Raw genomic sequence first — 26463 nt, 5'->3', positions numbered from 1 at the left:
TATGCTGAGTGGCCTGTTAAAACGATCCGCAGCTCAGGCTGCGGATTTTGCACATTTACGCGATGCCAGCGTGGAGTTTCGCCGGGCGGGGAAACTCTATGGCGATCATCAGGTTTTAAAATCCATCGATCTGAAGATTAATGCCGGCGAAGTGGTGGCGATCTGCGGGCCGTCAGGCTCGGGAAAATCGACGCTCATTCGCCTGATCAACCAGCTCGAACCGTTAAGCGCGGGCGATATACTTATCGACGGCAAACCGACGCGGAATCTACGCGGACAGGCGCTGCGGGCGTTGCGCAGCCGTATCGGCTTTGTCTTCCAGCAGTTCAACCTCTACGCGCATCTCACCGCCGTGCAGAATATCACGCTGGCGCTGACGCATGTTCACGGCTGGAAAGCGGAAGAGGCGAAGCAGCAGGCGGCCGCATTGCTGCTGCGCGTGGGGCTTGCCGAAAAAGCACACCATTTCCCCGCCCAGCTTTCCGGCGGACAGCAGCAGCGGGTGGCTATTGCCAGGGCGCTGGCCTCATCGCCGCAGATAATCCTGTTCGACGAGCCGACCTCCGCCCTCGACCCGGAAACGATAGGTGAAGTGTTGGCGGTAATGAAATCTCTGGCGCACAGCGGTATTACCATGATTGTGGTGACCCATGAGATGCAGTTTGCCCGAGAGATAGCCGATCGTGTGGTGTTTATCGACGGGGGAGAAATTCTTGAGCAGGCGCCACCGGCGCAATTCTTTCGTTCCCCGCAGCATCCCCGTGCCCGACGTTTTCTGCAAAAGGTGCTCGACCCGCTGCATACGGAACTTAAGGACGGGCAATGAACTGGCATATCGACTGGGCCGGGGTACTGAGTGGCCAACCGTTACGGTGGATTATCTCCGGCTTCCTGACCACCGTCTGGGTAACGCTTGCCGGAATGCTACTGGCGACGGTGCTGACGCTTTTGCTGACGGGCCTGAGGCTGGCGGGAGGACGACCAGGGCGCGGCGTGGTTGCGGTATGGGTGTCACTTTTGCGCAATACGCCGCTGCTGGTACAGCTGCTGTTCTGGTATTTCGCTGCCTGGAGCTTTCTCCCGCAGGCGCTGCGTGACTTTATCAACGATGAACATCGCTGGTCGATTCTGCCGGGCAACGTGTGGTGGCTGACGCCGGAGTTTCTGTCGGCGGCGTGGGGCCTCGGACTGTTTACCTCGGCGTTTTTGCTCGAAGAAATTCGCAGCGGCCTACAGGCGGTGCCCAAAGGCCAGACTGAGGCGGCGCTCGCGCAGGGCTTTTCGGCGTGGAGGCTGTTCCGCTGGATTTTGCTGCCGCAGGGGCTGGTGAACGCCTGGCAGCCGATGGTGGGGCAGTATCTCAACCTGATGAAGCTCTCCTCGCTTGCCACCGGCATTGGCTTTGCAGAGCTGACCTATCAGGTCAGGCAGATAGAAAGTTACAATGCGCATGCTCTGGAAGCCTTCGCCGTGGGGACAGCGCTTTATCTGCTGCTGGGAATCATCATGGGGGCGCTGTTTACCTGGTTTGGGCCGCGCAACGCAAAGCGTCCGACATCTGCAATAACTCCTCCCGCCGTGGAGGCGCAGCATGATAGCTAACATCACGGTGATTACCGATAATCTCGATTATCTGCTCTGGGGTCGCATGGCGCAGGGCGAGCCGGGTGGTGTACTGCTTACGCTGCTGATGGCGGCGGGCGCAGCGGCGCTTGCTTTGCCCGGGGGCGTGCTGCTGGCGGGTCTGGCCTGGCGGTACGGGGGCGGGGTGCGACGAGTGCTCTTTATCTGGGCGGAGTTTATTCGTGGTATCCCGCTAATATTTGTCATCTTCTGGCTCTATTTCCTGCTGCCGCTGATTACCGGACGCGATTTACCCGGTGCCCTGACCGTGACGCTTGCTTTGGCATGGTTTACCTCGGCGGCGGTCATGCACACGGCCTATGCCGGTTTGCAGGCGTTGCCCGGCGGACAGCGCGAGGCCGCTGTTGCCGGAGGTTTCAGCCACTGGCAAACGCTGCGTCTGGTGTTGCTCCCGCAGGCGATGCGTAACGTGCTGCCTTCTTTTATCGGCCTGTTTATCGCGTTGTTGAAAGACACTTCGCTGGCGTTTATCGTTAACGTGCCGGAATTAACCACCGTCGCCGGGCAGGTGAACAGCCGGGTGCAGGTTTATCCGGCGGCCATCTTTATCTTTACGGGGCTGGTTTATTACCTGTTGTGCAGCGGCCTGGGCTGGCTGATATCCCGCTGGCGTTCAGCGCCTTTATATCAGGCTGCAAAATAACGTGCTGTTTAAATAGCATCAGAAGAAAAAACGGCCAGATAACCTGGCCGTTTTTTATGATTAATTACCGCTCGTGGCACTCTGCTTGTGAAAAAGCTCTCTGAATACCGGGTAAATATCCTCCTGGTCGCGAATATGCTGCATGGCAAAGTTTTCAAACGTTGACTGCAGATGTTCATATTCACGCCACAGGGTTTGATGCGCGCGGCGGGTGATTTCGATGTAGCTGTAATACCGCACCACCGGCAGGATTTTCTTCGCCAGGATCTCATGACACAGCGGAGAGTCATCCGCCCAGTTATCACCGTCAGACGCCTGCGCCGCGTAGATATTCCACTGCGCGGGGTCATAGCGCTCCTTCACCACCTCATCCATCAGCTTCAGGGCGCTGGAGACAATTGTGCCGCCGGTTTCCTGCGAATAGAAGAACTCGTGCTCATCCACCTCTTTCGCCTGAGTGTGGTGGCGGATATAGACCACCTCAACGTTTTTATAGGTCCGGCTGAGGAACAGATACAACAGGATATAAAAGCGCTTTGCCATGTCCTTAGTGGCCTGATCCATCGAGCCGGATACGTCCATCAGGCAGAACATCACCGCCTGGCTGGAAGGCTCGGGGCGCTTCTCATAGTTCTTGTACCGCAGGTCGAAGGTGTCGATAAACGGCACTTTTTCGATTTTTGCCCGCAGCTCGGCAATTTCCCGACGCAGCCGCTCCTCTTCCAGCAGCTGAGCAGGCTCGCTTTTGGCGACGGTATCCAGTCTCGCCTCCAGCTCGCGCAGCTCACGACGTTTGCCCGCTGTCATTGCCGTGCGGCGCGCCAGCGAGTTTTGCAAAGAACGCACGACGCTGATATTTGCCGGAACGCCGTTGGCGGTATAGCCGGCACGATGGGTTTTGTACTCCGTCAGCTGGCGGTGCTGATTTTTCCTCAGATTCGGCAGAGCCAGATCTTCAAACAGCAGATCCAGATACTCATCTTTTGAAATCTGGAATACGAACTCATCCTGGCCTTCGCCGTCCGGGCTCGCCTGGCCCTGACCGCTTCCACCGCCGGCGCCGCCGCCCTGAGGGCGCTCAATACGATCGTTCTGCACAAAGTGGTCGTTGCCGGGGTGAACGCGATGGCGCAGTCCGCCGCGTCCCTGATGGAACATCGGTTCGCTGATATCGTCCGTCGGAATGGATACCGACTCGCCGCTGTCGATGTCGGTCACCGAGCGTTTGTTGATGGCCTCGGAGATCGACTGTTTTATCTGCGCCTTATAGCGGCGCAAAAAGCGCTGGCGGTTTACCGCGCTTTTGTTTTTACCGTTCAGGCGCCGGTCTATGAACCAGGTCATATTCCCCTCCCGTACTGCATTGCCAACCTTACGCTGTGACAGAAATGCCGGATGACGGTGTGCTTATCCGGCCTACAGGTCGCTCTTTATTGTAGGCCCGGCAAGCGATACGCTGCCGGGCAATTTTTGTCATCAGGACGACTTACGCACGCGCAGATACCATTCGCACAGCAGGCGCACCTGTTTGCGGGTATAGCCTTTTTCCATCATGCGGTCGACGAAATCGTCGTGTTTTTTCTGCTCATCGGTTGAGGTTTTGGCGTTGAACGAAATCACCGGCAGCAGCTCTTCGGTATTGGAGAACATTTTCTTCTCAATAACGGTGCGCAGTTTTTCGTAGCTGGTCCAGTTCGGGTTACGTCCGCTGTTGTTCGCTCTGGCGCGCAGCACGAAATTGACGATTTCGTTACGGAAGTCTTTCGGGTTACTGATCCCGGCAGGCTTCTCAATTTTTTCCAGCTCCGCGTTCAGGGATTCGCGGTCAAACAGCTGGCCGGTATCCGGGTCACGGTATTCCTGATCCTGGATCCAGAAGTCCGCATAGGTGACATAACGGTCAAAAATGTTCTGCCCGTATTCGGAATAGGATTCAAGGTAGGCGGTCTGGATCTCTTTGCCGATAAACTCGGCGTATTTCGGGATCAGATAGCCTTTCAGGAACTCCAGGTAGCGTTCAGACTGCTCCTGCGGGAACTGTTCACGCTCAATCTGCTGCTCCAGCACGTAGAACAGATGCACCGGGTTCGCCGCCACTTCGATGTGGTCGAAGTTGAAGACGCGGGAGAGGATTTTGAACGCAAAGCGGGTGGAGAGCCCGTTCATCCCTTCGTCAACGCCCGAATAGTCGCGATACTCCTGATAGGATTTCGCCTTCGGATCGGTATCTTTCAGGCTTTCGCCGTCGTACACGCGCATTTTCGAGTAGATGCTCGAGTTTTCCGGCTCTTTCAGGCGCGACAGAATCGAGAAGCGCGCCAGGGTTTCCAGGGTGCCCGGTGCGCAAGGCGCATGGGTCAACTCACTGTGGTTGAGCAGTTTTTCGTAAATTTTGATCTCTTCAGAGATCCGCAGGCAATAAGGCACTTTGACGATGTAGACGCGGTCAAGGAAGGCCTCATTGTTTTTGTTGTTGCGGAAGGTGACCCATTCCGATTCGTTGGAGTGCGCCAGAATGATGCCGTTGAACGGCAGGGCAGAGATCCCCTCGGTACCGTTATAGTTACCTTCCTGGGTCGCGGTCAGCAGCGGGTGCAGCACTTTAATCGGCGCCTTGAACATCTCGACGAATTCCATCACACCCTGGTTAGCGCGGCACAGCGCACCGGAATAGCCGTAGGCATCCGGATCGTTCTGCGCGTGGTTTTCCAGTTTGCGAATGTCGACCTTCCCGACCAGCGCCGAGATATCCTGGTTGTTCTCATCGCCGGGTTCCGTTTTTGCAATGGCAATTTGCGCCAGAATTGACGGCCAGACTTTCACCACGCGGAATTTGGTGATGTCACCGCCAAACTCGTTCAGCCGTTTCGCCGCCCACGGCGACATAATGGTGCCGAGATAACGGTTAGGAATGCCGTACTCTTTTTCCAGAATCTGGGCATCTTCCTGTGGATTGAACAGGCACAGCGGGTGATCGTTCACCGGGCTGCGTTCGCCGTTGGCGCTCAGCACATAGATGGGCACGCGCTGCATCAGCGATTTCAGGCGCTCGGCCAGAGAAGATTTACCGCCGCCCACCGGGCCCAGCAGATAAAGGATCTGTTTCTTCTCTTCCAGGCCTTGAGCGGCGTGCTTCAGGTAGGCGACGATCTGCTCGATAGCGTCTTCCATACCGTAGAACTCTTCAAACGCCGGATAGCGTGCAACCACCCGGTTCGAAAACAGACGGGACAGCCGTGGCTCATGGGCAGTATCGACCATGACTGGCTCACCGATAGCCATTAACAGTCGTTCTGCCGCATTGGCATAGGCACTGCGATCTTGTTTACAGATGGCAAGAAATTCCTGCAGTGTGAACTCTTCGTCCTTGGCAGCTTCATAACGCTGGCGATAGTGATCGAATATATTCATGGCATGCCGTCCTTTCGTTTTTTAGCACAGGATGAGAGCCGTTCATATGAGTAGTAGAGGCTCCCGGAAGCCGTAAGCTGAACGACGCTCACTCAGATTGCAGCAACCCTTGTGCCAGGTTGCCAGCACTGAAAAGATAACGTGGCCCGCGATTACACCTTCTGAATTTAAGCGTAGATGGCATTTGGAAAACTTGCATGTTGAGAAAAATCAATTTCAATGACTTATCAATAACTCATCAAAAAATACCGCGACTTAAAGATGAAGAAATTTCAGGGTTTCATCGGGGTGTCATCCGGCTGTCAGCAGCGCGTCATACAAAGGTGGCAGCCTGGCAGCCTGGCAGGTTAAACAGTGTCAGTGGAAGTAAAGAATTTGAGGTAAGCGGGTCGGGCGGGTAAACTTCAGCCGCTTGTATTTTTAAAGGGATATGCAACGTGAAGACAATTAAACTTTTAACAACGGGCCTGCTTCTCGCAACAGCAGCTACCGTTGTGCACGCTGAAGACAGCAAATTGACGCTGGGAGCAGGCGTTGGCGTGGTCGGGCATCCGTATAAGCAGTATCACACTGATTATTATCCGGTGCCGGCTATCGATTACGAAAGCAAGAATTTCTGGTTCCACGGTCTTGGCGGGGGCTATTACCTCTGGAATGACCAGGCCGATAAGCTCTCCATCACCGCTTACTGGTCGCCGCTGTACTTCAAGCCGGGCGACAGCGACAATCATCAGCTCCGCAAGCTCGATCGTCGTCAGTCAACGATGATGGCTGGCCTGTCGTATATGCACTTTACCCAGTATGGCTTCCTGCGCACCACGCTCGCGGGTGATACGCTGGATAAAAGCAACGGCATCACCTGGGACACCGCCTGGCTCTACCGCTACAACGCGGGCAAGCTGACGGTAACGCCGGGCATCGGTGTGCAGTGGAACAGCGAAAATCAGAACGAGTACTACTACGGCGTTTCCAAAAATGAATCCCGGAAAAGTGGCCTGCGCAGCTACGATCCGGACAGCGGCTGGAACCCGTACGTAGAGCTTTCGATGAGCTATAAGCTGACGGACGACTGGACCGTGTATGGCATCGGGCGCTACACCCGTCTGTCAGATGAGGTCACTGACAGCCCAATGATCGACAAGAGCTGGACGGGTCTGCTGTCCACAGGGATCACCTACAGCTTCTGATGATGCACTAATAAGATGCGTGGAATGCAATAAAACAGGGCGGAGACGCCCTGTTTTGCGTTATGACAGTGCGAGGAATTAACGCTTAGCGACGCGAATCGACTGAGAAAGGCGGGAAGGCTTCTCTTCGGACACTTTCTGCGGGTTAGTCACGCAGGCGGTTTCCACGCAGACAAACGTTTTGTAGCCATCGTCCGGCATATCGCCCATGCTGATGGAGAGCGCCGGGCCCGGGTTCCAGCCAACCACGTTGCTGTGGTGACCATGGACCACGTCGATATTGCGATTCAGTGCACCGTCGTGGATCACGCTGCAGGCTTCCGCGTTGAGATAAACGCGATCGGTTCTGTCCGGGAAGGCTTGCACGCCATCGGCCAGTACGCCTTCTTCTGCGTTCTTCACTTTGTCGATGTAGCGATCGCCAAAGCCACTCACTTTCACCTTGCTGATATCACCGACGTTGAAATAGGTGTGCAGGGCAGAGGTGGTCTCGAAATCACCGTGAGCCTCAAGCTCAATCTCACAGGTTTTACCGACCTTAAAGCGCGCATACAGCGTGAAGTCGTGCGGCCACAGCTTCTTCGTCTCTTCGCTGTTTTGCAGTTCAAAGGTCAGCACCACGCCGTTGTCATCTTCGTTATGCGCTTTCAGCGTCCACGGTAGATTACGGGCGAAGCCGTGAGCCGGCAGACCCTGCTGCGCGGCCGGGCCAAACCATGGCCAGCAGATTGGCACGCCGCCGCGCAGGGCGACGCCATTTTTAAAAGGCGTGTTGTTGCTGAGCCACAGCACTTCTTCTTCGCCCGCTGGCTTCCAGGAAAGCAGGTGAGCGCCCTGCAGCGCAAAAGAGGCTTTGACCTGTGGATGATCGACAACGATCAGCTCGAGATCGTCCAGCTGACGGCGGGAGAGGACAGGGGTAAGGTGTTCAACTACCGGGAGAGCAAAAATTTTATTAATCATGGTGCAATCCTAAAGGTGAGCCGTAAACGTAAAGCCATAAAAAAAGGCGACCGAGGTCGCCTTTTTGGATCAGAGTCTCATCTCAACTTATTTGGAGATGTGAGCGATCAGGTCCAGAACTTTGTTGGAGTAGCCAGTTTCGTTGTCGTACCAGGAAACCAGTTTCACAAAGTTGTCGTTCAGTGCGATACCTGCTTTAGCATCGAACACGGAAGTGCAAACTTCGCCGTTGAAATCGGTAGAAACAACGTCGTCTTCGGTGTAACCCAGAACGCCTTTCATTGCGCCTTCAGAAGCCGCTTTGATTGCTTTCTTGATTTCTTCGTAAGACGCTGCTTTTTCCAGACGAACGGTCAGGTCAACAACGGATACGTTTGGAGTTGGAACGCGGAACGCCATACCAGTCAGTTTGCCGTTCAGTTCTGGCAGTACTTTACCTACTGCTTTAGCAGCGCCGGTAGAGGATGGGATGATGTTCTGAGCTGCGCCGCGGCCGCCGCGCCAGTCTTTGTGAGACGGGCCATCAACGGTTTTCTGAGTTGCGGTGGTCGCGTGAACGGTGGTCATCAGACCTTCGATGATGCCGAAGTTGTCGTTGATAACTTTCGCCAGCGGTGCCAGGCAGTTGGTGGTGCAGGATGCGTTGGAAACGATGTCCTGACCTTCGTATTTGTCAAAGTTAGCGCCTTTAACAAACATTGGGGTGTTGTCTTTGGAAGGACCAGTCAGAACAACTTTTTTCGCACCAGCGGTGATGTGTTTACGCGCGGTTTCGTCAGTCAGGAACAGACCCGTTGCTTCAGCAACGACGTCAACGCCTGCTTCATTCCACTTCAGGTTAGCCGGATCACGCTCAGCGGTAACACGGATTTTTTTACCGTTAACGATCAGATGACCGTCTTTCACTTCAACGGTGCCGTTAAAACGACCGTGAGTGGAGTCATATTTCAGCATGTACGCCATGTAGTCAGCGTCCAACAGATCGTTGATTGCAACGATTTCGATGTCAGAACGTTCCTGAGCAGCACGGAAAACAATGCGACCGATACGGCCAAAACCGTTGATACCTACTTTGATAGTCATATATTCCACCAGCTATTTGTTAGTGAATAAAAGGTTGCCTGTAAAATTACAAAAACCTTACGCAGCGTCAAGCGGAATCGTGTCAATCATTGCGACAAATCAATCCTCTGCATAGCCTTTGCACGATTGACCGACTCACTCATCCATTGGGCCAAATTCCACATGGGGGCTGCGCCCGGAATTTTAAAGGCCATAAGAGATAAAAATGTGATTCAGATCACGATTATCTGGCGACCCTTTCGCAACGACTAAGTTTAGAACAAAAGTTCACGCTTCATTGTTAATGTTTTGTTAGAATCGACGCTGAAGTGGTCCTTAATACAGCGAGATGTGAGCCCATGACCAACAAACCTTCCCCGGAGCAGCTGAAAGGCTCGCTCAGCGAAATGCAGTTCTACGTGACGCAGAATCACGGGACCGAACCGCCGTTCACCGGCCGCCTGCTGCACAACAAGCGCGACGGCGTATATCACTGCCTGGTGTGCGATGCCGCGCTGTTTACCGCCGAAAGCAAGTACGACTCTGGCTGCGGCTGGCCGAGCTTTTATGAACCCGTCAGCGACACGGCGATCCGCTACCTGAACGACTCCTCCCACGGCATGCAGCGCACTGAAATCCGCTGTGGAAACTGTGACGCGCATCTTGGTCACGTATTCCCGGATGGCCCGCAGCCTACAGGGGAGCGCTACTGCGTGAATTCGGCTTCGTTGAGCTTCACCGATGAGCAAAACGGCGAGCAAACCAAGGGCTGAAGAAACGATTCAGCAAATTATTCCTGCGCTACGGAGTGAAGGGTGAATATTGAGCAAATGATCGACGGCATGTCAGAGGAAGTGTATTTGCGTCTGGCAACCGCCGTTGAGCTGGGAAAATGGCCGGATGGCATCGCCCTGACGGCGGAACAGAAAGAGAATTGCCTGCAGTTAGTGATGCTGTGGCAGGCGCGCAATAACACCGACGCGCAGCACATGACCATCGACACGCAGGGGCAGATGGTGATGAAGAGCAAGCAGCAGCTGAAAGAGGATTTCGGTATCGCACCGAAGCCGATTGCAACGCTGAAAATGCAGTAAGTTTTGTGATTTGATGCCCGGCGGCGCATTGCTTGCGCGGGCCTACAGATAGCGTTTGCCTGTAGGCCCGATACGGCGAAGCCACCACCGGGCACTCTGCTTTATCAGTGCTTAATCCCTAAAGACGTCGCCAGCTGCCTGGCTAACTGGTTGTGGTCATCCGCACCATATTCCCAGAACATCGCGCCGCCGAGGCCTTTCTCCTTGATGTATTGCGCTTTCAAATCCACCGAGCGTGGGTTTTCGTATGACAGCGCAAACAGCGGTTTCCCTTCAGCCGACTTCAGCGACAGCCACGGTACTTTCGCCTCATCATCCCACTGTTCGGTAAAGCGCTTCTGCGGATCGTGAATCAGCTTGTCGACAATGTCGTTGTACTTCACGTAGGTGTCTTTGCTGAGATCGAAGCCGAGTGATTTAAACAGCGCGATTTCCGCTGGGCCAAAATACGGTTGCGTGACCGGGTTCTTCTGGGCATCCGGCTTGCTCCAGTCGATACCTGGCTCAGTGGCTCGCTTCGGCACCCGGCCATAGAAACCAATACCCAGATTCATCTGCTCAGGCTTCAGCCCGGCCGCCAGATAGTTGTTCACCACGAAATCAGCGCTGTACTTATCCGCCTGCGCCACCGTAGGCCATGTTTGGGAGTCATACAGGTTGGAGTTAAAGTACTGTGTACCGTAGGCCATATCGTAAGTCATCAGGTTGATGTAGTTCAGATACGGCGCAATGGCCTTCACGTCGACCCAGCTTTTCGGACTTTCCGCATTCGCACCGAGTGCGACGGTGACCAGTTTTTCCTTCGGCAGCGCTTCACGTAACGCTTTCAGCAGGGCGGTGAAGTTGTCCTTGTCTTCCGGCTTTTTATCCACCAGCCCCCACGCGCCGTTGACCGGGTACTCCCAGTCGAGATCGATCCCGTCCAGGCCGTAGGTATTGACGATGTCATTTGCTGAACGGATAAAGACTTCGCGACTCTCTTTATCGTCCGCCGCGCCTGAGAACCCATGGGCTCCCCAGCCGCCCACCGACAGCAGCACCTTCAGGTTCGGGTTTTGCTTGCGCAGCTCAGGGATTTTTTTCAGGTCGGCGATCACTTTAGGCGACAGCCAGATCTGATGCAGTTTGCTGACGTCCTTCAGCGCTTCGTTCGTCTCGCCCGTTTCGTTGTTGTAGATGAGACCAAAGGAGTAATTGAGGTGCGTTATCTGACGGACATCCAGCTTATCGATATCGCCGCCGGGACCGGCGGTCACGTCACCGCCGCCGTTGAAGTAGCCGACGGACATCATATCGGCGGCGAAGGCGTACGGCGCGCAGAGCAGGGGGAAGGCTGCCAGAACAGGCAATAGCTTCATACAGTTTCCTCTTTGACTAAAAAAATAAGCACGCCACACAACGCGGCGTGACGAAAAAATAGCCAGGACAGAGTAGCAGTGCCGCTTCGCAAAAAATGCGAGAAGGGTTCAAATTGGAGAAAAATGAGGACGTTGTACGGTTGCTCCCTCTCTCTGTGGGAGAGGGACGGGTGAGGGCTTCAGGCCGTACCAGCCACGTAGGCCGGGCAAACGGAGTGCCGCCCGGCGATCTCAAAAACTCAGGCCTGCGTTTCCTGCCAGTCGGCGAAGGTATAAAGCGTAGCGCCTTCGGCTGCCATCTCCATAAACGCCAGCGCGCTGTCCTGCGGCTGAAGATTAACGCCGCGACAGCCGTCGGTGATGACGTTGACTTCATAGCCGAGCTTCAGCGCATCCAGCACGGTAAATTTGACGCAATAATCCGTCGCGAGGCCCAGCACGATAAGCTCTGAAACTTGCTGCGCCTTCAGCCACTCATCCAGACCGGTTTTCTGACGATGACCGTTATCGAAAAATGCGCTGTAGCTGTCGATATTCACCGCTTCGCCTTTGGGGAAAACCACATCGATATGCTGTGAATTGAGCATGGGGTGCAGCTCCGCGCCTTCACTGTTCTGCACGCAGTGATCGGGCCAGAACGTCTGCGGCAGGCCATCTAGCGTGCCTTGCGTGTAGGGCTCAACGCCATGCTGGCTGGCAAAGCTGCCGTGGTTCGCCGGGTGCCAGTCCTGGCTTGCGACAATCGCATCGCCGCGCACCAGGCACCAATGGATCATCGCATTCGCCACATCCACTGTGCTGTCGCCTTCCGGTACAGCCAGTGCACCGCCAGCACAAAAATCGTTTTGGATATCAACCAGTAACAGCGCTTGTCCGTTCATCGTTGCTCCTTATTCGTCCGGCGTCAGTTCGCCGCGCAGGTTCTGCTGCATTGCGGTACGCACGGCATTGCAATCCAGCCCCTGCGTTAGCAGAAAGTGTAGCTTGGTCAGCGTGGCCTCGACGGTCATATCGAAACCGCTAACGACGCCCGCGTGGGCGAGTGCGTTGCCGGTGGCATATCCGCCCATGTTCACCTTGCCAGACATGCACTGCGTGAGGTTGACCACCACAATCCCACGGCTGCTGGCTTCGGCCAGCTCTTTCAGGAACTCACCATTTTGCGGTGCATTGCCCACGCCATAAGAGCGCAGGATCAGCGCTTTTACCGGCTGGCGCAGAAAGTTACGTACCACATCGGCGGAAATGCCGGGATAGATAGTGACCACGCCAATGGGCTGCGGGGTGATCGGATGAACGATCAGATCACCCGTACCGTGCGGAGCAGGCGGCGTGCCGGAGCGACGAATGTGGATCCCGGCTTCCAGCAAAGGTTGCAGGTTAGGTGAGGCAAACGCGTCGAAACCATCGGCATGCGCTTTGGTGGTGCGGTTGCCGCGGAACAGGCGATTGTTGAAGAACAGCGTGACTTCGTTAATCGGGTAATTAGCCGCCACATACAGCGCATTCAGCAAATTAATTTGCCCGTCTGATCGCAGTTCCGCCAGTGGGATTTGTGACCCTGTCACAATTACCGGCTTGCCCAGGTTCTCCAGCATGAAAGAGAGCGCCGAGGCGGTGAAGGCCATGGTGTCCGTGCCATGCAGGATGACGAATCCATCGTACTCATCGTAATGCGCCTGAATATCGTCAGCAATATTCTGCCAGTCGTCTGGCGTCATATCGGAAGAGTCCATCAGCGGGGCATATTCATGGATGGTGAAGTCCGGCATTTCCGGGCGATGGAACTCTGGCATCAGCGCCAGCTGACGCTGAAGATGGCCAGACACCGGAATATAGCCCTGCTCAGAGCGCTGCATCCCGATGGTCCCGCCAGTGTAGGCCACGTAAATTGATTTTTTTTGCATGTTGGAGTGACTGAATCAGATAAAAAAATCCCCTCCGGCGGAGGGGACAGGAATTAACGTATGTTAGCGCAGGTCAGACAGAATGCGTAACGGTTCTGCGGGTCGTTGAAGGCGGCGAGCTTATTGCTTTCCGCTTTTACCACGCTTGCAGCACTCGCCAGCGGCGCGGGCAGATAAGCCTGCAATGCTTCCGGCAGCGCGGCGCGCACCGATCCGCTCAGGCTGTCAATTACCGAGCTGAACAGCGATGGCTCTTCCTGATAGTAGTCAATGTGCCACTGCGTGAGCTTCGCGAGCTCTGCGGCTTTCGCCACGGCATCATCGAAATCACCTAGGCTGTCGACCAGACCGTTAGCTTTCGCGTCCTGGCCGGTCCAGACGTGGCCCTGCGCAATCTTATCCACCTGCACAGGCGTGCTGTGTCGGGACTGCGCCACCAGCGTAATAAAGCGCTTGTAGCCGTTCTCGATGCTCAGTTGCATCATGTCCTGCACTTCCTGCGGCAGCGCTTTGGTCACCGAAATATCGGCGAGCGGAGAAGTGGAGACGCCATCGGTATGCACGCCAAGGGTGCCGAGGCTGTTTTCAACCGTATTGATCACGCCAAAGATACCGATAGAGCCGGTGAGGGTGCTGGCGTTAGCCACGATGTAATCGGCAGGCGTGGAGATCCAGTAGCCGCCAGAGGCTGCCATACCGCCCATTGAAACGACAACAGGCTTACCGGCCGCGCGGGCTGCCGCCAGTTCAGAACGAATCACCTCGGAGGCGCTGACGCTGCCGCCAGGGCTGTTGACGCGCAGCACAATCGCTTTCACTTTTGGATCAAGACGCGCATCGCGAATCTGCGAAGCTGTGGTGTCGCCTCCCACGTTGCCCGGGGTTTCTTCTCCGTCGATGATTGCACCGTTAGCGAAGATGACCGCTACGCTTGCGCCTTTATCCGCAGGGGTTTTCAGCGAATAGTCGTAGTAGCTGACGGCGCGGTAATCGTTATCCGCTTTGCTCCAGCCGAACTGTTTGCTCATTGCCTTTTCGATTTCTGCACTGGAGGCCAGCACGTCAACCAGCTTGTTATCCAGCGCGTATTTCGCCGTGTCGCCATCGACCTTACGCAGGCCGTCAAGCATCCCCTGTGCGCCCGGGAAAATTTGCTCTGGCGTGGTCTGACGGTTGGCGGCAACGGTCGTCAGATAGTTCTGCCAAAGTTCGCCAATCCAGCGGCTGTCTGCTTCACGCGCTGCCGGAGACATATCGTCACGAATAAATGGTTCGACTGCTGACTTATAGGTACCGACGCGGAACACGTGAGTGGTGACCTTCAGCTTGTCGAGCAGGGATTTGTAATACAGACCGTTGGTCGCGAAGCCGTGCAGGTCCACGGTGCCCTGTGGCGAGAGATAAATTTTATTGGCGAAGCTCGCCAGGTAGTACTGGCCCTGAGTGTAGCTGTCGCCCACGGCGTAAACAGGTTTGCCACCGTCGCGGAATTCGCGCAGCGCCTTGCCGATATACTGCATAGACGGCTGATCGGCCCCGGCAAAGTTTTTCAGATCCAGTACGATCCCGGTGATGTTGCGGTCGTCTTTCGCCTGGCGAATCGTCTGCACGATATCGAACAGCGAGTTTTCCTGCAGACGATCGGAGTTTGCTCCGAGCAACTGGCGGCTGATAGCGCCGAATTTGCTGGTGGAAGAGGGCTTATCGACCACCACGCCGGTGATATCCATCAGCAGCGCGCCGCGGCCAGTGCTTTCGGTCGAACTGCCGCTGAACTGCATCCAGATACCCGCGCACACCAGCACCAGCAGAATAAAGAACAGGTTCAGCACCAGTTCGCGGACGAAGTTCAGTAAACGCCATGTCCATTTAAAGAATCCGGCAATAAATCGCCAAAGGGTTCGCATGTTTTCTCCCTGCCTGAATGAAATAGAGGTCCGCCCGCAAAGGCGCGACGTGAGGCTATCCTAAAGACACCGCCGACGGTTGTCAGCAGGAATCGCCTCCGCCGCTGTAACAAATTCTGCCGTCATGTTAATTTTGTGAAAACACTATGACAGGAGATCCCTTAATGGATGCACTCGACTTACTGGTCAACCGCCGCAGCGCTTCTCGTCTGGCCGATCCGGCACCGGCAGGCGAACAGCTGGAAAATATTCTTCGCGCAGGCCTGCGGGCTCCGGATCACGGCACGCTCACGCCTTGGCAGTTCTTCGTCATTGAAGGTGAAGGACGTGAACGCTTCAGCCAGCTGCTGCAGAAAGGTGCAATCGAAGCCGGACAGGATGAAAAAGCGATTGAGAAAGCCCGTAATGCGCCGTTCCGCGCCCCGATGATCATCGCCGTGGTTGCTAAATGCCAGGAGCACCATAAAGTGCCTAAATGGGAGCAGGAAATGTCTGCTGGTTGCGCCGTAATGGCGATGCAGATGGCGGCAGTGGCGCAAGGGTTTAACGGGATCTGGCGCAGCGGGGCGTTAACCGACAGCCCGGTGGTGCGCGATGGGTTACAGTGCCGCGAGCAGGATAAAATCGTAGGATTTCTTTACCTGGGCACGCCGCAGCTGAAGGCTTCAGCTACCATATCCGTGCCGGATACCGCGCCGTTTGTGGTTCGGTTCTGATTTCCTGCCGGATGGCGCTCTGCTTATCCGGCCTACGAAATACGGGGCTTGTAGGCCCGGCAAGCCTCGCGCCGCCGGGCAAGAAAATTTACTTCTGCACCTTCGCAAATTCCTCTTTCGCTTTTTGCAGCTGCTGCTGGAAGGCTGGATTGGTGTGCAGGGTTGCCACGACCGCCGAACCCACAATGCGCGCCGCATCGACATCACTCTGCCAGTGATATCCGCAAATCACCCGACTTTGGCCCAGATCGTATCCGCGTTTGAGGATCTCGTTCTGCCGCGCCGGGTTCACTTCCGCCAGCACCAGCGCCGTCGCCCAGCCGATAGAGGTGTGACCGGACGGATAAGAGCCGTTCTTTGCCAGCTCATCCTGTTCTTTGGTGTTGCAGGTTGGTACGCCGTAGAAGGCAAACGGGCGAATGCGCATATATTTCTGCTTGGCTGAACGGGTCGCCAGATCGCCGGCATCCTCAATCATATTGGTCAGCAGCTTGTGCAGTTCCGGGCTGTCCTTCTCGGTAATCGGCGAACCAAATGCGCCAGAGAAGGCGTTTGCCACGCCGCCGCTGCTAAGGTTGGCATCTTCTGCCGCCTGCTTCCCGCGCTCGGTGGTACGCAGCAGGCGGCCCTGCTCATACATCGCCTGATCGTTCAGAAAAGCAATACTGCCCACTTCCGGAGGCGGTGGCAGTAGCGCCAGGCTGTCGATAGCCTGTGCATTTTTCAGATAATAGAGGTCAGGTTTGGTGGTGGCATCGTTGCCAGAGGGAACAAGGGCAAGGGCGTTGACGGAAAACAGGCTGGCCACGCAAAACGCCAAAAGACTTTTCTTCATGAGTGATCCTTATTGTTTGAAATCGTCCAGGGGGAAAACTGTCACATTTCTGTCATAAATGGCGGCAAAAAAGGGTGCGGCAACTCGCAAAACGGGGGATTCATAAATTTTGTGAATGAATGGATTCCGAAAGCGTCAAGCCAGCCCATCCGTTTTCGGTGTCAATCGTGCGCTTAATGAGCAACAGCGCGCGAAATCAGATTGTCGTACTTATCACCTCCGCAAATGGGCGCTAACATAGCAGGATTGCAATGACAGGAGATGTCCATGAGCGAGCAAGCCATTCGTTTGACGCAATACAGCCACGGAGCCGGTTGCGGTTGTAAAATTTCCCCCAAAGTGCTTGAAACCATCCTGCACAGCGAGCAGGCGAAGTTTATCGACCCGAACCTGCTTGTCGGCAACGAAACCCGCGATGACGCGGCCGTTTACGATCTGGGTAACGGCACGTCGGTCATCAGCACCACCGACTTCTTTATGCCGATTGTCGATAACCCGTTTGATTTCGGGCGCATCGCCGCCACTAACGCCATCAGCGACATCTTCGCGATGGGCGGTAAACCGATCATGGCGATTGCGATCCTCGGCTGGCCCATTAACACCCTTGCACCGGAAATCGCTCGCGAAGTGATTGAAGGCGGGCGCTTTGCATGTCAGCAGGCAGGTATTGCGCTGGCAGGCGGCCACTCGATTGACGCGCCGGAGCCTATTTTTGGTCTCGCCGTGACCGGCATCGTGCCGACCGAGCGGGTGAAGAAAAACAGCACCGCGCAGGCGGGCTGCAAGCTTTATCTGACCAAACCGCTGGGCATCGGCGTGCTGACCACTGCGGAGAAAAAATCGCTGCTTAAGCCTGAGCACAAAGGCCTGGCGACAGAGGTGATGTGCCAGATGAACCTCGCCGGGGCGGCTTTTGCCAACATCGACGGCATTAAAGCGATGACCGACGTGACCGGTTTTGGCCTGCTGGGTCACCTGAGCGAAATGTGTCAGGGCGCGGGCGTTCAGGCGCAGGTTCGCTTTGCCGACGTGCCAAAACTACCGGGCGTGGAAGAGTACATTGCCCAGGGCGCCGTGCCGGGCGGAACTTCGCGTAACTTTGCCAGCTATGGTCACCTGATGGGCGAAATGCCGGAAGAGTGGCGCAACCTGCTGTGCGATCCGCAAACCTCCGGCGGCCTGCTGCTGGCGGTGCTGCCGGAAGCGGAAAATGAAACGAAAGCCACGGCGGCAGAATACGGCATCACGCTGACCGCCATTGGCGAGCTGGTTACTGCCCGCGGTGGTCGCCCGATGATTGAGATCCGCTAGCCGCATGCGTTTGTTTATTGCGGAAAAGCCGAGCCTGGCTCGCGCCATTGCTGATGTGCTGCCCAAACCGCATCGTCGCGGCGACGGCTATATCGAATGCGGCAACGGCCAGGTGGTGACCTGGTGTATCGGCCATCTGCTCGAACAGGCGCAGCCGGATGTTTACGACAGCCGCTACGCGCGCTGGAACCTGATGGATTTGCCGATCGTGCCGGAAAAGTGGCGGCTTCAGCCGAGGCCGTCGGTCACCAAACAGCTGAACGCGATCAAGCGCCTGCTCGGTGAGGCCAGCGAAGTGATCCACGCCGGTGACCCGGATCGTGAAGGGCAGCTGTTAGTGGATGAAGTGCTGGACTATCTCGACATGCCGGCAGAAAAGCGCCGTCAGGTTCAGCGCTGTCTGATCAACGATCTCAACCCACAGGCGGTGGAACGAGCCATTTCCCGCCTGCGTCCCAATAACGACTTTATTCCGCTGTGCGTCTCGGCGCTGGCTCGCGCTCGCGCCGACTGGCTCTACGGCATTAACATGACCCGCGCCTACACGCTGTTGGGTCGCAATGCAGGCTATCAGGGCGTGCTCTCCGTTGGCCGCGTGCAGACGCCGGTGCTGGGGCTGGTTGTGCGGCGCGATGAAGAGATTGAAAACTTCGTTGCCAAAGACTTTTTCGACGTGAAGGCGCACATCGTTACGCCTGCCGATGAGCGCTTCACGGCGACCTGGCAGCCCAGCGAAGCCTGCGAGCCGTATCAGGATGAAGAAGGGCGCTTATTGCATCGCCCGCTGGCGGATCACGTGGTGGCGCGCATTGCCGGTCAGCCGGCAATTGTCACCGCGTACAACGATAAGCGGGATTCCGAACCCGCGCCGCTGCCGTTCTCTCTTTCCGCTTTGCAGATTGAGGCGGCGAAAAAATTTGGCTTCAGCGCTCAGAACGTGCTGGATATCTGCCAGAAGCTGTACGAAACCCACAAGCTGATTACCTACCCGCGTTCCGACAGCCGCTACCTGCCGGAAGAGCATTTTGCCGGGCGCCAGGCGGTAATGAACGCCATCAGTGTGCACGCGACCGGTTTGCTGCCGCAGCCCGTCGTCGACCCTGAAATTCGCAACCGCTGCTGGGATGACAAAAAGGTTGATGCGCACCACGCCATCATTCCGACGGCGCGCAGTTCTTCGGTACATCTGACCGACAACGAAGCGAAGGTGTATGAGCTGGTGGCGCGCCAGTATCTGATGCAGTTCTGCCCGGACGCGGTGTTCCGCAAATGCCAGATAGATCTGGATATTGCCAACGGTAAATTCGTTGCGAAAGCACGTTTCCTTGCGGAAGCGGGCTGGCGCACGCTGCTTGGCAATAAAGAGCGCGACGAAGAGAATGACGGCACGCCGTTGCCCGTCGTTGCGAAGGGTGATGAACTGCTGTGCGAGAAAGGCGAAGTGGTGGAGAGGCAAACGCAGCCGCCGCGCCATTTCACCGACGCCACGCTGCTTTCGGCAATGACCGGGATCGCGCGTTTCGTACAGGATAAAGATCTGAAGAAGATCCTGCGTGCAACGGACGGTTTAGGCACTGAAGCTACACGTGCAGGCATCATTGAACTGCTGTTTAAGCGCGGATTCCTCGTCAAAAAAGGACGCTATATTCATTCAGCCGAAGCCGGAAGGGCGCTTATCCATTCGCTGCCGGAAATGGCAGGACGCCCGGACATGACCGCGCACTGGGAATCAGTGCTGACGCAAATCAGCGAAAAGCAGTGCCGGTACCAGGATTTCATGCAGCCGCTGGTGGGCACGCTGTTTGATTTGATTCAGCAGGCGCGCAGTACGCCGGTGAAGCAGTTCCGTGGGCTGGTGGCGCCGGGCAGCGAAACGAAGAAGAAAACGTTCAGCAAGGCGAGAAAGAAAAAACCGGAGACGCCAGCCGGGTCGTAGGAGTGTCGGGTGGCGGCTTTGCCTTACCCGACCTACGGGGTCGAGCGGTTCTGTAGGCCCGGCAAGCTTGCCGCCGGGCGATTCTTTCCTGGATAACGCCCTGAGCCAGCATCGCATCGGCCACTTTCACAAACCCGGCGATGTTCGCTCCGCGCACGTAATGGGTTTGCTTCGCTTCCCCGCCAAACTCGACGCACGCCTCGTGAATATCCAGCATGATGTGATGCAGACGAGCGTCTACTTTTTCCGCCCTCCAGCCCATACGCGCGGCGTTCTGCGCCATCTCAAGCCCTGAAGTTGCCACGCCACCTGCGTTTGCTGCTTTGCCCGGCGCAAACAGTACGCCAGCCTCGAGAAACAGATCCGTAGCCGTAATGGTGGTCGGCATGTTTGCTCCTTCGGCGACGGCCTTTACGCCGTTAGCAATTAGCAGGCGCGCGGCATCGGCATCCAGCTCGTTCTGCGTGGCGCACGGCAGGGCGATATCCACCGGCACGGCCCAGGGCTGCTGACCTTCGAGGTATTGCAGGCCAAACTCGCGGGCGTAATCCGCTACGCGCCCGTCGCGGCTGATTTTGATCTCTTCCAGGCGCTTCAGTTTTTCCGGCGTAAACCCGGCTTCGTCCACCACGGTGCCGCTGGAATCGGAAGCAGTAACCACGCGCGCGCCAAGCGCCATCGCTTTTTCAATGGCATACTGCGCGACGTTGCCGGAACCGGACACCGCTACGCGCATCCCTTCAAAGCCGAGGCCGTGACGCTTGAGCATTGCATCGGTGAAGTAAATCAGGCCGTAGCCCGTTGCTTCCGGGCGAATCAGGCTGCCGCCAAACTGGATCACGCGTTCGGGTTCAACCAGACGTTCCAGTAATGCCATTTGACGATAGCGCGGGTTGGCGTCAAGGAACGGCCACAGCGTGGTCATTACCTCGCGCACGGCCTGGGCGAACTCGCCCTGGTGCGGGTCGCGTTGCTGAACGCGGGACAGGAAAGATTCCAGAGAGAGAGTCGATTCCATTGCGATAAGTTCCTCTTATGGCATTAACGGTATGATGTTTGTGTGTTTATTCTTTGCGATTCGCTTTCTTTCGACGATCTCCGCTGACGCGGCGGCAGGCAAGGAAAAATCAAGCCGGCGGGGGAAAACTTATAACGGCCGGGCTGTCATAACCAAAAGCGATGAAGACGAAAATTTAAGAAAACGTCGCCAGGGTCGATATAGTTAACAGAGGATGCTCAATAAGGAACGACAATGAAACAATATCTGATGGTGGGGTTGTTACTGCTGGCGGGCTTCAGCGCGCAGGCGGCAGAACGCTATGGCTCCGGCGTAGAGGTCAATGTGCCGCCAGAAGTCTTCAGCAGCGGCGGCCAGCGCAGCCAGCCGTGCTCCCAGTGCTGCATTTATCAGGATCAGAACTACAGCGAAGGGGCTGTGGTGAAGGCTGAAGGTATTTTGTTGCAGTGCCAGCGCGATGAGAAAACCATCAGCACGAATCCGCTGGTCTGGCGGCGCGTAAGGCAGTAAGGCAGGTTTTTGTCGGGAACTGAAAAGAAGCAGAAATGCCCCTGGAGGGCATTTCTGCTTTCTTATGCATCGTCGCTTACGCAGACTCAGTAGAACGGACAACTTAATGAATTGCCGTTTAATGAACAAACAGGGCAATCAGAATAATAATCGGGATCGGTACCCCAAGAAAAAACAGCAGTAATGAGCGCATCAGGCTCCTCCGGTGCAGTTGAATAAGTGATTATAAATCGCGCTGGCGGCCACCAAAGGTCGCGCACAGGCTGGCAACAAAAGCCCCAATCAGCAGTGAAATAAAGGTCCAGAGCGTAAGATGAATGGCTGTTTTACGGGCAGTATCAGCAGCTTTCTTCGCCTCAGTTTTCGCATCCTGCCACGTAGTCTGGACTTTTCCATATACGGTCTGCACACGAGCCTCTGCATCTTTTTGGCTCATTCCCGTATGTTGAGCAACGAGCTGCGCAACATACTGCTGATCTTCAGGAGATAAAGCGCCAGTACGCAGACTGTTGGCAAAAATCCCCGTGACTTCACCAAGCTGAGAAGGGGTCACTGCCGTGGTTTGCGGCTGCGCGCCAGGCATACCAGCAGGCCCAGCGGCTGATGCGTTATCCGTCACAGAGGGATTAGCGGTCGTGCGGAAGAGAGAATGTACAAAATAACCCATTGAGGAGCCTGATATGCCTGACGCGCCCGTTGATACGGCATTCGCAGATGTGCTGGCTGCACCCCCTGCCACAGAGCCGATCGCTTTTGCACCGCCTCCGACAATAGCGCCGAGCGTGCTGGTCAACAGGACGGCAGAAATCAGGGAGGCGACCGCCCATGCCAGGAAACCATGCGCGGTGTCGCGAAAATAGATTTCATCCACATGAGTTGCTGCCCACCGCGTACGAAGTCGTCCGGCCAGATATCCCCCCATGCCTGAGGCGGCGATTTGGGTAAATATCAGCCAGCCAATGGTTGCTTTACCGACCGTGCTGGCCTGGAGACCGTGATCCTCCCAGGGGGAAACGGATGATAATCCCAGTCCGGTTCCCAGCATGAGGAGTATCATCGCTAAAGCCGCAGCCCCTACCGCACCGGCAAAGATAGCTCCCCACGACACGGCGCTGGCGCTGTTTTCGAGCGGGCCCGCAAAGCGTCTGTCGCCGTACTCGGGTTGGACAGGGACTTGATTTGATGCATCGTAACTGTTGGTCATGTCGAATGTCCTGATAAATAGTTATGAAATCCTGACACAGAAATAAATTCTGCGTTGTGAGGGTTAACAAAAAGAAAAACAGAAACGAACGTTGGGACTAAAAATACGTGCAGAATATACTCCACAATATGATTGCGCCACCGCTTCTGTTGTAACATTCCCTATTAAAATTAACGGCATGTTTAAACGCTCGAGTGAATAATTTAATGTTAGTCGAGATCGGGTGGTTAACAATGAGAATGCATTCAATCCATTTTTTATAAATGTAAAAAATTGTAATCACCAGGTGACCTGTCAGGCAGTAAAAGGATGCTTTTACTGGATATTTAACATTTTCAATCTGTCATGTGATGTCGGTTTAGTGAATGCTGCTTCAGGATTGTGAGGTAGATTAAGACCTGTTTATTCAGAAGATATATCCTTAAAAGAACCTCATCAGGCACTGTAGAATATTTTCATGCAATCAACAGGGACGTTACAGATGATTATTCATGGTGATGCCAGGATATAGAGCATTGATGGGAAAGACCCTGATTTTCCCGATGGTAAAGCAATAATGTATTTCTGAATTGGTAAAATAATGGCATCATCAGCTTCAGCATTTTATTGATTTGAAGTGAAACAGTTAAACCGCCTGGCGGCAGTTTTATCTTCATAGCTGATTCACCTGTTACTCATGATGCTTTACCGCTTCGCTGTAATGAACGCATCCAGCAGCGGAACGTCGGCGGGAGCCAGATCCCTCTGATACGCCGCTTCGGGCCTCACCCAGACCAGTTCGCTGTGCTCAAAGGCGATCGGTTCACCGCTGAAGTCAGGCACGTGCCATGCGTGCAAATTAATCATACGTCCGGAAACTTCCCGCTGATGGCTCGCCACATAGGCAGCAGGGCAAGCCTCAATCCCCAGTTCTTCCTTCAGCTCACGAATCAGGGCTTCGGGCTGCGTTTCCCCAGGTTCTACTTTTCCACCCGGAAATTCCCACATTCCCGGCTGGTCGGCATGAGCCGGGCGCTGAGCCAGTAAAATCAGCCCGTCGCGTTCGATAATTGCCGCTACCACATCAATTGTTTTCAGCATTGAGGTCAAGGTTCCTTTAATGAGCGTGTCATACTATCTCTGCCGTTGAAAAATCAGAAGATCGACTGGAGTGTTCGGGTGAAAAACCGTCAACCGTGGGTACCGCCGCTGGGCAAAATTCCTGCCTCGCTTGCGCCTGTCGTGAAAATGCAGAAGAAACATTATGGTGACGTACTGAATCCCACACGCTGGTGGGGAAGGATGCCGCGCCTGTTCTGGCTGGTGGCGCTGTTTGTCGGCTGGCTGGAACGAAAGCAAGCGCGCCTTTCCCCCGAACTGCGCGCGCTGCTGATGACCCGGGTTTCTCAGCAGTGCGACTGCGCATTTTGCATTGATGCTAACAGCCTCCGGCTGGCACAGCGCTGCAATGCGCTGGAAAAAGTGCAGGCGATTGCAGAGTGGCGTAGCTCAGCACTGTTCACGGGTGGGGAGCGTGCGGCGCTGGACTATGCCGAAGCGATGACCGCCACACCGCCGCGGATTAGCGATGAGCAAAAGGTGGCGTTGAAACAGTATTACGATGATGAGGCTATCTGCGAGATGACCGCGCTGGTGGCGTTCCAGAACCTTTCCGCGCGCTTTAACGCTGCGCTGGAGATCCCTTCGCAGGGATTATGCGACGCGCAGGGGAAACCGCATGCTTGACCGTCATCTTCATCCCCGCATCAAGCCGCGGCTCAATCAGCTGGCGGAAAAGCTCGACAGGCCGGGCATCACGCCAGACGGCATTACGCTGGTTGGGTTCGCTATTGGCGTGCTGGCGCTGCCGCTGCTGGCGCTTGGCTGGTATCTTCCCGCTCTGGTCGCGATTGCGCTTAACCGCGTGCTCGACGGGCTGGACGGCGCGCTGGCGCGACGGCGAGGACTGACCGATGCCGGAGGCTTCCTCGATATCTCGCTGGATTTTCTGTTTTATGCGCTGGTGCCGTTCGGGTTTATTCTGGCCGATCCGCAGGCCAATGCGCTGGCAGGCGGCTGGCTGCTGTTTGCCTTTATCGGGACCGGCAGCAGCTTTTTAGCTTTTGCGGCGCTGGCGGCTAAGCACAATATCGACAACCCTGGCTATGCGCATAAGTCGTTTTATTATCTTGGCGGCTTAACGGAAGGCACGGAAACTATCGCGCTGTTTGTGCTGGGCTGTCTTTTCCCACAGGCGTTTGCCTGGCTGGCGTGGGTGTTTGGCGCGCTGTGTTGGCTGACGACGCTGACGCGGGTGTGGAGCGGTTATATAACGTTGTCGCGTTTGTAATGCCTGGCGGCCTGATGCTCATACTCGACGCTCTCTCTATTGGAGAGGGAGCAAAGACAAAAACGGCAACCTGAGTTGCCGCTTTGCTTTATCTCATCACCGCGCAAAAAACATTAAAGCGTTGAATCCGGTCCGCGTTCGCCGCTGCTGACCGGGTTTTTCGCGTTCTGGCTCCATTCGTACCAGCCGCCGTCGTACACCGAAACGTTCTGCCAGCCCATGGCGCGGGCATACATAAAGGTTTCTGACGCACGCCAGCCGGTGCCGCAGTAGAACGAGACCTGCTGCGACGGCAGAATGTGCCATTCGGCCCACATTGCAGCGATGTCGTCGGCGCTGCGCATGGTGCCGTCCGGGTTATGAAAATCTTCCATATGGGTGGAGTCACTGCCTGCATGGCCCCAGCGAGCCCCGGCAATCTCACCTTTTGGCTTGATGTAGCTGTAGCCGCTGGTGGTGCCGATAAACTCAGGCCAGGAACGAATGCTCACCAGGGAGGCGTCCTTGCGATGCAGCAGGCCGCGCGCCTGTTCTTCATTCAGCATCAGCTGTGGCTGACCCGGAATGGTGGCACCGAAATCCGGTTCCGCTTTCACTTTACCCGGCGTACCGCGTTCGACGGGGAGATCCGCGTCGGACCAGGTTTTCCAGCCGCCGTCCAGCAGGCGAACGTCCTTCACCCCGGCATACAGCAGAATCTGCGCCACGCGCGCGGCGGCGTAGACGTCACGGCCATAGAGAATTACCGTGGTGTCGTGGCGAATGCCTTGCTTCGCCATCAGCGCCTTCAGCTTGTCGTCAGACACTTTGTTCCACAGCGGCTCGCTTTCGACGTCGTTGGTATTGATGTAGCCCGCGCCCGGGATGTGGTTCAGCAGATAAAATTTCGGCGCGCCCCAGGCGGCTTCAATAACCTTCCAGTCACCTTTCGGTGCCGCGGTGACGGCTTTCCCTTGCTGCAAATCATGCAGCCACTGCGGGTACACCAGCTGTTCGAAGTGCGGCAGCTTTTGCAGACGATCGGGCTGAGTCAGCGCATCGCCGAGCAGGCTAACGTGCGCGATACCGGCTTTTTTCAGACGTTCAGCTACGGCGGCGTTATCGTTTTCCGCGCCGTACAAAGCGACAGGCGTGGACGGCTGAAGCTTGTGTTGTTTAATCCAATCGGTCAGCTGCGCGTCGTTCATTGCAGAAAGCCAGGTTGCCGAGAGGTTCAGCGCCGCCGGTTCATGGCCTTCCGGCCCGTTCAGCGTCTGCGGCCAGCCGTTGTAAAAAGCGCTGAGGCGCGTATCAATAGCGACACCTTTTTGCTGCTGCAGCTCGCTGAGCGTGAGGGAAGAGGCCATATCAGCCGCGAAAGAAACCGAAGAGGAAAGCCCGATCAGCAGGGCCAGCGCGGTCAGTTGAGAAACACGTTTCATCGAATTG

At 55.9% G+C, this 26463-nt stretch carries 24 protein-coding genes and 1 pseudogene; 12 read left to right on the top strand and 13 right to left on the bottom strand.

The window, feature by feature from the left end; translation table 11 throughout:
• Position 1 precedes the first annotated feature (1 nt).
• The 3 genes from AB1287_RS14140 to AB1287_RS14130 are packed head-to-tail and all read left to right on the top strand — an operon-like array spanning position 2 to position 2287.
• The gene (locus AB1287_RS14140) at positions 2 to 826 is read left to right on the top strand and encodes an amino acid ABC transporter ATP-binding protein (RefSeq protein ID WP_435618158.1); all 825 of its coding nucleotides are present in this window, start codon (positions 2 to 4) and stop codon (positions 824 to 826) included.
• Positions 823 to 1602 (top strand): amino acid ABC transporter permease, encoded by a 780-nt coding sequence (locus AB1287_RS14135; RefSeq protein WP_435618157.1) that lies wholly within the window; start codon positions 823 to 825, stop codon positions 1600 to 1602. The genes AB1287_RS14140 and AB1287_RS14135 overlap by 4 nt, the downstream gene beginning before the upstream one ends.
• A complete protein-coding gene (locus AB1287_RS14130; RefSeq protein WP_435618156.1) occupies positions 1592 to 2287 on the top strand; it encodes an amino acid ABC transporter permease in 696 nt (231 codons plus the stop codon). Before AB1287_RS14135 ends, AB1287_RS14130 begins: the two co-directional genes overlap by 11 nt.
• A 60-nt stretch (positions 2288 to 2347) precedes the next feature.
• Here AB1287_RS14130 and AB1287_RS14125 read toward each other — a convergent pair whose 3' ends face one another.
• Positions 2348 to 3631, bottom strand: a complete 1284-nt coding sequence (locus AB1287_RS14125; RefSeq protein WP_435618155.1) for a YeaH/YhbH family protein — start codon at positions 3629 to 3631, stop codon at positions 2348 to 2350.
• A gap of 132 nt (positions 3632 to 3763) precedes the next feature.
• On the bottom strand, positions 3764 to 5698 hold the full coding sequence (gene yeaG / locus AB1287_RS14120) for a protein kinase YeaG (protein WP_435618154.1): 1935 nt from the start codon (positions 5696 to 5698) through the stop codon (positions 3764 to 3766).
• A gap of 437 nt (positions 5699 to 6135) precedes the next feature.
• On the opposite strand from yeaG, the gene AB1287_RS14115 reads away from it, so the two are divergent.
• Complete coding sequence (locus AB1287_RS14115; protein ID WP_435618153.1) at positions 6136 to 6885, top strand: MipA/OmpV family protein; 750 nt, start codon at positions 6136 to 6138, stop codon at positions 6883 to 6885.
• A 78-nt stretch (positions 6886 to 6963) separates the two neighbouring features.
• Here the strand turns inward: AB1287_RS14115 and AB1287_RS14110 are convergent, their stop codons facing one another.
• Complete coding sequence (locus AB1287_RS14110) at positions 6964 to 7848, bottom strand: D-hexose-6-phosphate mutarotase (RefSeq protein WP_435618152.1); 885 nt, start codon at positions 7846 to 7848, stop codon at positions 6964 to 6966.
• Between the two features lie 87 nt (positions 7849 to 7935).
• Positions 7936 to 8931, bottom strand: coding sequence for a glyceraldehyde-3-phosphate dehydrogenase (gapA, locus tag AB1287_RS14105; protein WP_004860805.1), 996 nt, complete (start codon positions 8929 to 8931; stop codon positions 7936 to 7938).
• 338 nt (positions 8932 to 9269) lie between these two features.
• On the opposite strand from gapA, the gene msrB reads away from it, so the two are divergent.
• Together msrB and AB1287_RS14095 are read left to right on the top strand one after the other, a co-directional pair.
• Positions 9270 to 9683, top strand: a complete 414-nt coding sequence (gene msrB, locus AB1287_RS14100; protein WP_312626512.1) for a peptide-methionine (R)-S-oxide reductase MsrB — start codon at positions 9270 to 9272, stop codon at positions 9681 to 9683.
• A 42-nt stretch (positions 9684 to 9725) separates the two neighbouring features.
• On the top strand, positions 9726 to 10004 hold the full coding sequence (locus tag AB1287_RS14095) for a YeaC family protein (protein WP_435618151.1): 279 nt from the start codon (positions 9726 to 9728) through the stop codon (positions 10002 to 10004).
• A 104-nt stretch (positions 10005 to 10108) separates the two neighbouring features.
• On the opposite strand, the gene AB1287_RS14090 is transcribed toward AB1287_RS14095, so the two are convergent.
• The 4 genes from AB1287_RS14090 to sppA form a co-directional block, all read right to left on the bottom strand.
• On the bottom strand, positions 10109 to 11362 hold the full coding sequence (locus tag AB1287_RS14090; protein WP_435618150.1) for a glycoside hydrolase family 18 protein: 1254 nt from the start codon (positions 11360 to 11362) through the stop codon (positions 10109 to 10111).
• A gap of 239 nt (positions 11363 to 11601) precedes the next feature.
• Positions 11602 to 12243: a bifunctional nicotinamidase/pyrazinamidase gene (pncA, locus tag AB1287_RS14085; RefSeq protein WP_435618149.1), complete on the bottom strand. Its 642-nt coding sequence runs from the start codon at positions 12241 to 12243 to the stop codon at positions 11602 to 11604.
• A 9-nt stretch (positions 12244 to 12252) separates the two neighbouring features.
• A complete protein-coding gene (gene ansA, locus AB1287_RS14080; protein ID WP_435618148.1) occupies positions 12253 to 13269 on the bottom strand; it encodes an asparaginase in 1017 nt (338 codons plus the stop codon).
• A gap of 53 nt (positions 13270 to 13322) precedes the next feature.
• A complete protein-coding gene (sppA, locus tag AB1287_RS14075; protein WP_435618147.1) occupies positions 13323 to 15176 on the bottom strand; it encodes a signal peptide peptidase SppA in 1854 nt (617 codons plus the stop codon).
• Between the two features lie 164 nt (positions 15177 to 15340).
• Here sppA and AB1287_RS14070 point away from each other — a divergent pair, with 164 nt between their 5' ends.
• Entirely contained in the window at positions 15341 to 15892 is a 552-nt protein-coding gene (locus tag AB1287_RS14070; protein WP_435618146.1) for an NAD(P)H nitroreductase, read from the top strand.
• 88 nt (positions 15893 to 15980) lie between these two features.
• Here AB1287_RS14070 and phoC read toward each other — a convergent pair whose 3' ends face one another.
• Entirely contained in the window at positions 15981 to 16727 is a 747-nt protein-coding gene (phoC, locus tag AB1287_RS14065; RefSeq protein WP_312626523.1) for an acid phosphatase PhoC, read from the bottom strand.
• 267 nt (positions 16728 to 16994) lie between these two features.
• Here phoC and selD point away from each other — a divergent pair, with 267 nt between their 5' ends.
• Together selD and AB1287_RS14055 are read left to right on the top strand one after the other, a co-directional pair.
• Entirely contained in the window at positions 16995 to 18038 is a 1044-nt protein-coding gene (gene selD / locus AB1287_RS14060; RefSeq protein ID WP_312626524.1) for a selenide, water dikinase SelD, read from the top strand.
• Between the two features lie 4 nt (positions 18039 to 18042).
• On the top strand, positions 18043 to 19974 hold the full coding sequence (locus AB1287_RS14055) for a DNA topoisomerase III (protein WP_435618145.1): 1932 nt from the start codon (positions 18043 to 18045) through the stop codon (positions 19972 to 19974).
• A gap of 91 nt (positions 19975 to 20065) precedes the next feature.
• On the opposite strand, the pseudogene AB1287_RS14050 reads toward AB1287_RS14055, so the two are convergent.
• Positions 20066 to 20992 (bottom strand): annotated as a pseudogene (locus AB1287_RS14050) (hypothetical protein); the annotation flags it as partial.
• Positions 20993 to 21241: 249 nt separating this feature from the next.
• On the opposite strand from AB1287_RS14050, the gene AB1287_RS14045 reads away from it, so the two are divergent.
• A complete protein-coding gene (locus AB1287_RS14045; RefSeq protein ID WP_436799845.1) occupies positions 21242 to 21502 on the top strand; it encodes a DUF1496 domain-containing protein in 261 nt (86 codons plus the stop codon).
• A 223-nt stretch (positions 21503 to 21725) separates the two neighbouring features.
• Here the strand turns inward: AB1287_RS14045 and AB1287_RS14040 are convergent, their stop codons facing one another.
• A complete protein-coding gene (locus tag AB1287_RS14040) occupies positions 21726 to 22706 on the bottom strand; it encodes a hypothetical protein (protein WP_435618143.1) in 981 nt (326 codons plus the stop codon).
• A 684-nt stretch (positions 22707 to 23390) separates the two neighbouring features.
• A complete protein-coding gene (locus AB1287_RS14035) occupies positions 23391 to 23786 on the bottom strand; it encodes a pyrimidine (deoxy)nucleoside triphosphate diphosphatase (protein WP_312626530.1) in 396 nt (131 codons plus the stop codon).
• A gap of 78 nt (positions 23787 to 23864) precedes the next feature.
• On the opposite strand from AB1287_RS14035, the gene AB1287_RS14030 reads away from it, so the two are divergent.
• Together AB1287_RS14030 and AB1287_RS14025 are read left to right on the top strand one after the other, a co-directional pair.
• Entirely contained in the window at positions 23865 to 24431 is a 567-nt protein-coding gene (locus tag AB1287_RS14030) for a carboxymuconolactone decarboxylase family protein (RefSeq protein WP_435618142.1), read from the top strand.
• Entirely contained in the window at positions 24424 to 25035 is a 612-nt protein-coding gene (locus AB1287_RS14025) for a CDP-alcohol phosphatidyltransferase family protein (RefSeq protein ID WP_435618141.1), read from the top strand. Before AB1287_RS14030 ends, AB1287_RS14025 begins: the two co-directional genes overlap by 8 nt.
• Before the next feature lie 113 nt (positions 25036 to 25148).
• Here the strand turns inward: AB1287_RS14025 and AB1287_RS14020 are convergent, their stop codons facing one another.
• Positions 25149 to 26456, bottom strand: coding sequence for a rhodanese-like domain-containing protein (locus AB1287_RS14020; RefSeq protein ID WP_435618140.1), 1308 nt, complete (start codon positions 26454 to 26456; stop codon positions 25149 to 25151).
• Positions 26457 to 26463: the final 7 nt, after the last annotated feature.

It is taken from the genome of Scandinavium sp. UTDF21-P1B (assembly GCF_040750395.1).
Classification (GTDB): Bacteria; Pseudomonadota; Gammaproteobacteria; order Enterobacterales; family Enterobacteriaceae; genus Scandinavium.
This window is presented reverse-complemented; position numbering and strand designations above follow the sequence as displayed.

What these genes read in the sequence shown, in the direction of transcription:
- AB1287_RS14040 (WP_435618143.1), bottom strand. Translation starts at nt 22,706, where the DNA reads ATGACCAACAGTTACGATGCATCAAATCAAGTCCCTGTCCAACCCGAG.
- yeaG (WP_435618154.1), bottom strand. Translation starts at nt 5,698, where the DNA reads ATGAATATATTCGATCACTATCGCCAGCGTTATGAAGCTGCCAAGGAC.
- AB1287_RS14125 (WP_435618155.1), bottom strand. Translation starts at nt 3,631, where the DNA reads ATGACCTGGTTCATAGACCGGCGCCTGAACGGTAAAAACAAAAGCGCG.
- gapA (WP_004860805.1), bottom strand. Translation starts at nt 8,931, where the DNA reads ATGACTATCAAAGTAGGTATCAACGGTTTTGGCCGTATCGGTCGCATT.
- AB1287_RS14035 (WP_312626530.1), bottom strand. Translation starts at nt 23,786, where the DNA reads ATGCTGAAAACAATTGATGTGGTAGCGGCAATTATCGAACGCGACGGG.
- selD (WP_312626524.1), top strand. Translation starts at nt 16,995, where the DNA reads ATGAGCGAGCAAGCCATTCGTTTGACGCAATACAGCCACGGAGCCGGT.
- AB1287_RS14025 (WP_435618141.1), top strand. Translation starts at nt 24,424, where the DNA reads ATGCTTGACCGTCATCTTCATCCCCGCATCAAGCCGCGGCTCAATCAG.
- AB1287_RS14130 (WP_435618156.1), top strand. Translation starts at nt 1,592, where the DNA reads ATGATAGCTAACATCACGGTGATTACCGATAATCTCGATTATCTGCTC.
- AB1287_RS14110 (WP_435618152.1), bottom strand. Translation starts at nt 7,848, where the DNA reads ATGATTAATAAAATTTTTGCTCTCCCGGTAGTTGAACACCTTACCCCT.
- AB1287_RS14020 (WP_435618140.1), bottom strand. Translation starts at nt 26,456, where the DNA reads ATGAAACGTGTTTCTCAACTGACCGCGCTGGCCCTGCTGATCGGGCTT.
- AB1287_RS14070 (WP_435618146.1), top strand. Translation starts at nt 15,341, where the DNA reads ATGGATGCACTCGACTTACTGGTCAACCGCCGCAGCGCTTCTCGTCTG.
- ansA (WP_435618148.1), bottom strand. Translation starts at nt 13,269, where the DNA reads ATGCAAAAAAAATCAATTTACGTGGCCTACACTGGCGGGACCATCGGG.
- AB1287_RS14140 (WP_435618158.1), top strand. Translation starts at nt 2, where the DNA reads ATGCTGAGTGGCCTGTTAAAACGATCCGCAGCTCAGGCTGCGGATTTT.
- pncA (WP_435618149.1), bottom strand. Translation starts at nt 12,243, where the DNA reads ATGAACGGACAAGCGCTGTTACTGGTTGATATCCAAAACGATTTTTGT.
- AB1287_RS14055 (WP_435618145.1), top strand. Translation starts at nt 18,043, where the DNA reads ATGCGTTTGTTTATTGCGGAAAAGCCGAGCCTGGCTCGCGCCATTGCT.
- msrB (WP_312626512.1), top strand. Translation starts at nt 9,270, where the DNA reads ATGACCAACAAACCTTCCCCGGAGCAGCTGAAAGGCTCGCTCAGCGAA.
- AB1287_RS14135 (WP_435618157.1), top strand. Translation starts at nt 823, where the DNA reads ATGAACTGGCATATCGACTGGGCCGGGGTACTGAGTGGCCAACCGTTA.
- phoC (WP_312626523.1), bottom strand. Translation starts at nt 16,727, where the DNA reads ATGAAGAAAAGTCTTTTGGCGTTTTGCGTGGCCAGCCTGTTTTCCGTC.
- AB1287_RS14045 (WP_436799845.1), top strand. Translation starts at nt 21,242, where the DNA reads ATGGTGGGGTTGTTACTGCTGGCGGGCTTCAGCGCGCAGGCGGCAGAA.
- AB1287_RS14090 (WP_435618150.1), bottom strand. Translation starts at nt 11,362, where the DNA reads ATGAAGCTATTGCCTGTTCTGGCAGCCTTCCCCCTGCTCTGCGCGCCG.
- sppA (WP_435618147.1), bottom strand. Translation starts at nt 15,176, where the DNA reads ATGCGAACCCTTTGGCGATTTATTGCCGGATTCTTTAAATGGACATGG.